The sequence below is a fragment of the Bacteroidota bacterium genome (genome assembly GCA_034723125.1).
GTDB lineage: Bacteria > Bacteroidota > Bacteroidia > CAILMK01 > JAAYUY01 > JAYEOP01.
Genome location: JAYEOP010000498.1, coordinates 1 through 8,184 on the forward strand (window position 1 = coordinate 1; position 8,184 = coordinate 8,184).

General features: G+C 28.5%; 8 protein-coding genes. 2 read left to right on the forward strand and 6 right to left on the reverse strand.

Going from position 1 to position 8,184, the window contains the following annotated elements; genetic code table 11:
* The first annotated feature begins 283 nt into the window (after positions 1 to 283).
* The gene (locus U9R42_12900) at positions 284 to 1,240 is read left to right on the forward strand and encodes a bile acid:sodium symporter family protein (protein ID MEA3496916.1); all 957 of its coding nucleotides are present in this window, start codon (positions 284 to 286) and stop codon (positions 1,238 to 1,240) included.
* 36 nt (positions 1,241 to 1,276) lie between these two features.
* Positions 1,277 to 2,629 (forward strand): 1-acyl-sn-glycerol-3-phosphate acyltransferase, encoded by a 1,353-nt coding sequence (locus U9R42_12905; protein ID MEA3496917.1) that lies wholly within the window; start codon positions 1,277 to 1,279, stop codon positions 2,627 to 2,629.
* 310 nt (positions 2,630 to 2,939) lie between these two features.
* Here the strand turns inward: U9R42_12905 and U9R42_12910 are convergent, their stop codons facing one another.
* Genes U9R42_12910 through U9R42_12935 form a run of 6 tightly spaced genes read right to left on the reverse strand, consistent with a single transcriptional unit; the run spans position 2,940 to position 7,487 of the window.
* The gene (locus U9R42_12910; protein ID MEA3496918.1) at positions 2,940 to 3,416 is read right to left on the reverse strand and encodes a YbjN domain-containing protein; all 477 of its coding nucleotides are present in this window, start codon (positions 3,414 to 3,416) and stop codon (positions 2,940 to 2,942) included.
* A gap of 2 nt (positions 3,417 to 3,418) precedes the next feature.
* Positions 3,419 to 3,832, reverse strand: coding sequence for a hypothetical protein (locus U9R42_12915; GenBank protein MEA3496919.1), 414 nt, complete (start codon positions 3,830 to 3,832; stop codon positions 3,419 to 3,421).
* 50 nt (positions 3,833 to 3,882) lie between these two features.
* Positions 3,883 to 5,196 (reverse strand): UDP-N-acetylmuramoyl-tripeptide--D-alanyl-D-alanine ligase, encoded by a 1,314-nt coding sequence (murF, locus tag U9R42_12920; GenBank protein ID MEA3496920.1) that lies wholly within the window; start codon positions 5,194 to 5,196, stop codon positions 3,883 to 3,885.
* A complete protein-coding gene (locus U9R42_12925) occupies positions 5,197 to 5,982 on the reverse strand; it encodes a glycosyltransferase family 2 protein (GenBank protein MEA3496921.1) in 786 nt (261 codons plus the stop codon).
* Between the two features lie 26 nt (positions 5,983 to 6,008).
* Positions 6,009 to 6,797 carry a hypothetical protein gene (locus U9R42_12930; GenBank protein MEA3496922.1) on the reverse strand — a complete coding sequence of 263 codons (789 nt, stop codon included), beginning with the start codon at positions 6,795 to 6,797 and terminating at the stop codon, positions 6,009 to 6,011.
* A 15-nt stretch (positions 6,798 to 6,812) separates the two neighbouring features.
* Positions 6,813 to 7,487, reverse strand: a complete 675-nt coding sequence (locus U9R42_12935) for a deoxynucleoside kinase (GenBank protein ID MEA3496923.1) — start codon at positions 7,485 to 7,487, stop codon at positions 6,813 to 6,815.
* Positions 7,488 to 8,184: the final 697 nt, after the last annotated feature.

The following is an 8,184-nucleotide window of genomic DNA, read 5'->3' on the forward strand; positions in this document are numbered from 1 at the left end:
TCATCTTCTTAGTAATATTTTTTTAGAAAAACCGAATAAGATTTTTTTTCCTATTTTTACCGCAATTATTTTAAACTGATTTTTTAAAGGGGGGTTCTATAAATACATTCGCATTAAGATTTTTCTCAATAGCTTGTGCCTCCGCTAAAGCTTCAGCGACACGCGGACGGCTATTCAGAAAAATTTGTGCCTTGCATCTTATTCATTATCTTTGTTTCTTAAAAGAAATGTATTTATAGAACCCCCCTAAAGAGAGTAACTTTTATTAATTAAAATTAACTTTATGCTTGAACATCTAAAAGTCCTTGATGAAATAAGACTCAATTTTAGTCAAAGTAGTTTAATGGTATTAAATATAACCCTTGCATTAATTATGTTTGGTGTTGCCTTAGAAATTAAAATTGAGCATTTTAAAAAATTATTTAAAGCTCCGAAATCTGCTTTTGTTGGAATATTTTCTCAATTTATTGCTCTTCCTGCAATCACATTTTTAGTTGTTATTTTAATGAAAGAGTATATTACTCCTACTGTGGCAATGGGAATGATACTTATTGCAGCTTGTCCGGGAGGAAATATTTCTAATTTTATTTCTTCACTCGCCAAAGGTAATGTGGCATTGTCAGTTAGTCTTACTGCTTTTGCAACAATAACTTCAATATTTATGACACCCTTAAATTTTGCCTTTTGGGGTGGCTTATACACTAAACATCTTTCAAGAGTTGATGCAACTTCTTTGTTACAACCTTTAGAAATTCCTTTAGGTCAAGTATTTCAAACAGTTTTTATTCTCCTTGGAATTCCATTAATTCTTGGAATGCTTTTTAATTGGAAATTTCCTAAAACAACTATGAGGATTGTTAAAACAGTAAAAACCATATCAATAGTAACTTTTGCAGCAATTGTTATTTTAGCCTTTATGAATAATTATGAATATTTTGCTACGAATATAAAATATATTTTTATTTTGGTTTTGTTACATAATGTAGTAGCTTTATCAACAGGCTATTCTATAGCTTCATTCTTTTTATTGAATAATTTTGATAAAAGATCAATTACAATTGAAACAGGAATTCAAAATTCGGGTTTAGGACTTGTGCTTTTGTTTAATCCAAAAATATTTCCTCCTGAATTAGCAATTGGCGGAATGGCATTTATTGCGGCATGGTGGGGGATTTGGCATATTCTTGCAGGATTAGGTATTGCAGGTGTCTGGTCTAAAATTCCAATGAAAAATAAATAATATTTTTAAAAAGTTTTAATTAAAATTTTAAGCTTTATGAGTAGAAAAAATATTTCAAGATGGTCATTTCGTTATGCTTTGTTGAAAATATATACAGGCTTTTTTCATAATTTTATTTTTTACAAAAAAATTGAAGTTGCAGGGAAAGAAAATATTCCCAAAAATCAGGCTTTGATTTTTTCTTCAAATCATCAAAATGCCTTGATGGACCCTCTTGCGGTAATTTTTAATATTAAAGGACAACCTGTTTATCTTGCTCGTTCAGACATCTTTGGGAATTCGATAATAGATAGTGTGCTGACACTTATAAAAATTTTACCGATTTATCGTATAAGAGATGGTGCTGAATCTTTGAAAAAAAATGACGAAGTTTTTGATGATACTGTAAGGATTTTAAAGAATAAAAAATACTTGGCAATTTTACCTGAAGGTAATCATGCTGGTTTTAGAAAATTGAGAATTTTTAAAAAAGGTATTTCCAGAATTGTTTTTAAAGCAGAGGAGGCGACTGATTTTAAATTAGATATAAAAGTTGTTCCCATTGGTTTGGATTATGATAACTATACGGCTTTTCGAACTAAATTGTTTATCAATTTTGGCAAACCGATTGACGTTTCTCAGTTTTTTGATTTGTATAAAGAAAACGCAAACAAAGGAATGAATGCCTTAAAAGCTGAGTTACACGATAGAATAAGTGAGCTAATGATCGATATTCAGAATGATGAATATTATGATACATACATGCATCTTAGGGAGATTTATTCAAATATTTATAAAAATAAATTTAAAGAGGTAAAGGGAAATTTACATTCTAAATTTGTTGCTGATAAATCAATGATTAAAAAACTTGATGATTTTAATTTAAGCGATGCAAAGGGAATGGAAGAGTTAAGCAAAAAAGTTGTAACCTATTGGAAAGGAGTTTCTGATTTGAAAATAGAAAATTGCTTATTTGAAAAAAAGAAAATTAAATTATCTAATTTGTTTTTCCGATTAATAGGAATGTTGCTTTTATTACCATTTTATCTTTGGGGAACAATCTTCAATTATATACCCTACAAAATTCCTGTTTTGGCAACCAAAAAAATTAAAGATTTGCAATTTCACAGTTCTTTTACCTATGCTCTTCATCTTTTTTCCTTCCCTATATTTTATTTAATATGGATATTGATTTTTCGTAGTTTTACTGAGATTCTTTGGGTAAAATTTGCTTTTGCCGCATTACTTCCGATTACAGGATTATTTGCATTTGAATATTTTAATTGGTTTATTAAATTAAAAGCATTGTGGACTTTTAATTACCTGCAAATAAAAAAGGATAGTAGAATTAGAAAGTTGGTAGAACTTAGAAAGGAAATTATTGAAATAATGAATAAGGTTACAAAATAAGAACCTCCCTTTAGTAAAATTCAATGCATTACATAAAAATAATCTCAAGGGAGGTTCTATAAATACATTCGCATTAAGATTTTCAGAGTTTTTTATAGACAATGAAAATTTTTGAAGCAATATCGGGATAATGTAAAAAAATTTGAAGAAGTATATGAAAAACTCTTAAAACCCTTTGGGAACAAAGATAATAAACAATCTGACTGCGTTAAAATTTTTCTCAATAGCTAATGCTATTCAGAAAAATTTGTGCCTTGCATCTTATTCATTATCTTTGTTTCTTAAAAGAAATGTATTTATAGAACCTCCCTCAATTAAGATTAATCTCAAGATTAGCATCAGGTCCTTCAATTTCTGCAATTGCTTTGATTGGAGATAAAGAACCGTATAAAACACTCATTATTCCGGGCAAGTAAGTATCCATCATAAATAAGTTTGTAATAATAATATTCTCAATAAGTTTTTCTGAAATATCAAAAAGGTCATCATAAAACATACTGGTTTTAAATCGAATTTTTCCTGTATCGTAATTCAATTCAAAATCACCAATTACAAGACCATAGTTTACTCTTGAAATAAACTCAGCTATATCGTTTGTTTTATTTTTAAATGCTAGAACTGTTGAGTATGAAAGAAATATCAGTTGATTTTTTTCTTCTCTTACATCAACAACACAGTCAATTTTGCCGTTGTTAGCATTTACTCCAAAATGAATTATTGTTTTGCCTTCAATTTCTTGGAATTTCCATTCTTTGGATTCTAGGTAGCGTTTTACAGCTTGATACATAACTAATAAATTTTATTAATAAGGTCTTTCAAATTTGATTGAATTGCATTTGAATTATATCCCTTTTTTAGGTATTCTTTAGTTTTATCAATCAACGGGTCAACGATATCTTCTTTGAATTTTAATTGTTTTGCATATTTTTTTAAAATTATAATTTCATTCGGATGAATGTCTCCGTCAATCATTATCATTGATAAAAAATCATATAATTGGTGGTATCTTACTGTTTCTTTTTCAGGTATTAAAAACTTCTGTTTTACAGGATTGGCGAGTTTCTTAAGTATCTCTTCTTCAGAGATTCCCATCTTTTTGCCAATGTCAATCAAAAGTTGTTCTTCATCTTTTTTTAATATTCCATCAGCATAGGCTAGGGAAATTAAATTTGATAGATGGCTTTGTTTTTCTTGATAGTTCATTACTAAATAATTGAGTTATTGCCTTTTTAAAAAAAGTGAAATATAGTATTTTATTTTAATCCAATAAAGGATTTTTCTAATTTTTCTCCTCTAGAACCTTTTACTAAAAAATAATTATTATTAAAATTTTGTTTTTGCAACCATTTTCTTAGGTCAATACTGTTTTGAAAAAAATTGCATTTGATTAAATCCTTAAATGCTTCAAATCCTTTTCCTACAAGGATAATATTAATAAAGCTAAGTGTTTTTAATAAATCAATAATCTCTTTATGCTCACTTTCTGAATATTTTCCTAGTTCGAACATACTGCCAAGGATTACTATTTTATTTTTTTGTTTTAATTCTGCAAAATCTTTAATTACTGATTGCATACTTGTTGGATTTGCATTATACGCATCAAGAATTATTTTATTACTTCCCCACGAAATTATTTCCGAACGATTGTTTTTAGGAATATAACTTTCTATAGCTTGCTTAATTTGTGCTGTTGTAAGTTTGAAATGCAAAGCTATGCTCACAGTGGCAAGTACATTGTAAATGTTATAATTACCAAAAAAATTTGTATTTATTTTAAAGTTCTCAAATTTATAATATTTTGAATTATTTGAAATAATTATTTTCAAAGGGAAGGATTTTTCAACTATTTTTCCGCAAATATCTGCTGGTAAATTGCATTTGCCAAATCTAATTGTTTTTACATTCTTACAAAGATTAATTAGCTTAGTATCATCATTGTTTAAAAAAAACAGTTTATCATTTTTGCCAATAAAATAATCAGTAAATTCTTTGTATGCCTCAATTACGCCTTTAAAACCACCGAATTCTCCTAGATGATCTTTGCCAATGTTTGTTGTAAGCCCTATATCAGGTTGGCAAATATTTGTGAGAAATTCATTTTCACCTTTGTGGTTTGCTCCAATTTCTAAAACTGCTATTTCATGTTTCTTAGTGATTTGCAAAATGCTTAATGGTAGCCCAATGTGATTGTTGAGATTGCCGTGTGTAGAAAAATTTCTAAATTTTTTCTTCAAAACAATATCCAATAGTTCTTTTGTAGTAGTTTTCCCGTTTGAACCAGTAATACCTATTATTGGTAATTTCAAATTTTTACGATGATATTTTGCAAGCTCCTGAAGTGTTTTTAAACTATCAGATACAAAAATCAAATGATCATTTTTGGGGAGAGCTTTATCGTCAACAATAGCATATTTTGCTCCTTTGTTAATTGCATTTATGGCAAATTTATTGGCATCAAAATTAGTGCCTTTAAGAGCAAAAAACATTGAACCACTGACATCTGAACGTGTATCGGTAGTAATTTTGTTTGTCTCAAGAAATTTTTTATAAAGATCTTCAATTTGCATCTAATTGTTTTTAGATAAATTATTTGAACGTTCTAGATGAAAAAGTTTTAATTGTTTTAAAAAACGTGAATAAGCAGAAATAACAGCAATGACAAAACCATAAAACCCATCACGAAAAGCAGTTTTAAAAAAATAAATTTTTAAAAATTTATAAATTGGTTCAAAAAGTAGCTTGAAATAATTTGCTTTTATTTTTTTAGAAAATAGTTCTTGTGCAGAAAGTGAACTAAAACGATTAATTGTATCAATATGTTGTGCTATTGAGCTGAATGAAAAATGATACAGATGTCCATCCAATAGTTTTATTTCTGGTATTATGCCTTTGGTTTCCAGTTTTTCATGAACATATTCTCCTACCCATTTTGTATGTTTTCTATTAAAAAAACGTAACTTTTTATCAGGATACCAGCCTGAGTATTTAATCCATTTTCCGCAATAGTTTGTAAGCCTGTTTATTTTATAATAAAATATTTCTTCGGATTTTTTTTCTTTAAGTATAGAACTTTGTAATTCAGTAGATAATACTTCATCTGCATCAATAGAAAATATCCAATCGTATTTTGCTAATTTGTTTGCTTCATTTTTTGTTTTTGCAAAGCCTTTCCATTCTTTTTCAAAAAATCGTACTTTGAATCTTTCACTTAGCTCTTTTGTTTTATCTGTTGAGCATGAGTCAACAATAACAATGTCATCAGCAATTGGCAATACTGACCTAAGGCATCTCTCAATATTTTTTTCCTCATTTTTTGTTATTATTACTACTGAAAGTTGTTTTACATTTTCCATATCCTAAAATTGGATTTATTTTGTAATTACTTGATTTCTTTAAACATATACGAAACGCCTAGAATAAAACCATAATTAGTATGCTTTGTAGCATCACGTTTTGAAATGTCAGGTAAATAATCTTTTTTTACGCTTACAGGAAAATAATACTCAACAGGATGTTTATTGCTATCAAAAACGAAATTTTTATTTTCAACATCACCTATCGTTCTAATCATTTGAAAACCTGTATTTATAAATATATTTTCAAAAATTTTAAAATTAAAAATTGCATTTGTAACGAAGGATGCATTTGTTTTTCTGAAAAGATTTTTTATATCAATAATATTATCAGCAGGAATATCAGGGTAGGGGTCAATATTCATTTTTGCATCAACAAGAATATCTAGCTGTAACCCACCCGATATTGTAAGATAAACATTTTCATCTTCTAATCGTGAATTGAAGCAAAATAAAAAGGGAATTTGAATATAAGAAAGTTCTATTTCTGAGCTAAAATCCAAAGGGTCTGTTGTATCTTTTGTGTTGAAATCATCATTTATACTACCGGAATATTTTTGTCCTAATTTTGAATATTTAAACCCTAATTCTATACCGAAAATATCGGTGGAGTTTAAAACATAACTAAATCCATAGGCTGAACGATAAGTGTTTTCAAATGATAAATTTCGGTTAAAAAAATCACCTCTATTCGACATGTTTGAATATTGATATATCCAATGTGTTTTAATATAATTGCCATTTTGAGAAAATAATGTTTGAGAAAATAACAATATTGTAAAAACAAATATTATTTTATTTAAAGCAACTTTCATTTTTTGATTTGTAATTTAAGAAAGATTGAACAATCCTGTTCTTTCAACATTTATTTTGTCAATAATTTTTCCAAGGTCTTCAGGGTTATCAGCAAAGTTGTATTTGTCAACATCAATAATTAGTAATTTGGAATTTTTGTTTTTTGTATATTCGTCAATCCAAGATTCATATCTTTGATTGAGTTTTTTTAAGTAATCAAGTCTTAAAGAATCTTCAAATTCTCTACCTCTTTTCTGGATTTGATTTACCAGTGCAGGAATTGTTGCTCTGAGATAAATTAAAAGGTCCGGTGGTTTAATAAAATGTTCAATAGTTTCAAAAAGATCAAGATAATTTTGAAAATCTCTTTTGCTCATTAGCCCCATAGCGTGTAGGTTAGGAGCAAAAATATACGCATCCTCATAAATTGTTCTATCCTGAATTATAGATTTATTTCCTTCTCTGATTTTAACAATTTGCTGGAATCTGTTGTTTAAATAATAAATTTGCATGTGGAACGACCAGAGACGCATGTCTTTATAAAAATCATCAATATATGGATTGTTGTCAACTTCTTCAAAATGCGGTTCCCATTTGTAATGTTTTGCTAAAAGTTTTGTTAAAGTTGTTTTCCCCGATCCAATGTTGCCAGCTATTGCAACATGTTTGAAGTCAGTAAAATCATTATCTTTCTTTTCTTTTTTGGGCATAACTTATCTAAATATTATTATGGTGAAAAATTTCTAAAATACTGATTTAATAGTTTTCTTTACATAAAATTTAAGCCTCTAAAATAATAAAATTTTTTTAAAAGATAATCTTATTTGAAAATATTGAAAGTATGAAATGTTGAGTGGTAAATAAAATATAATTGGATAGCTTGTGAGAACAACGATTTTGGCTGAATGTGAGAATTTAAAAAGTCGGTAAGGAAAGAAGTCGGCAGTCAAGAATAGTCCACAGTCTCCAGTCCACAGTCAAATTCCGAATAAACAAGAAGAAGTACTTAAAGTGCCTAGAGTGCCTAAAGTACTTAGAGTTGAAAACTAAAAGGTAAAAACTAAAAACTAAAAGTTATGTGTTACGAATAAACAAATTACGAGTCCGCAGTCGGCAGTCTCCAGTCGGCAGTAAAAAACAGTCAACAGTTCGCAGTCAAATTCCAAATAAACAGATAAACAAAACTTGTCCGTATGGATAACCAAATAAACAAATAAACAATTCTTACAACGACAACCCATAAAATCGTCATTGTGAGGGAGGTATGACCGCAACAATCTCGGGCTTTTTAGCAGAGATAGTAAAAAACAGTCCTCAGTCAGCAGTAGGCAGTCTCCAGCCAGCAGTCAAAGTCCAGATAAACAAATCACCAAATAAACAAGTCCTACAGCAACAACCCACAAAGTC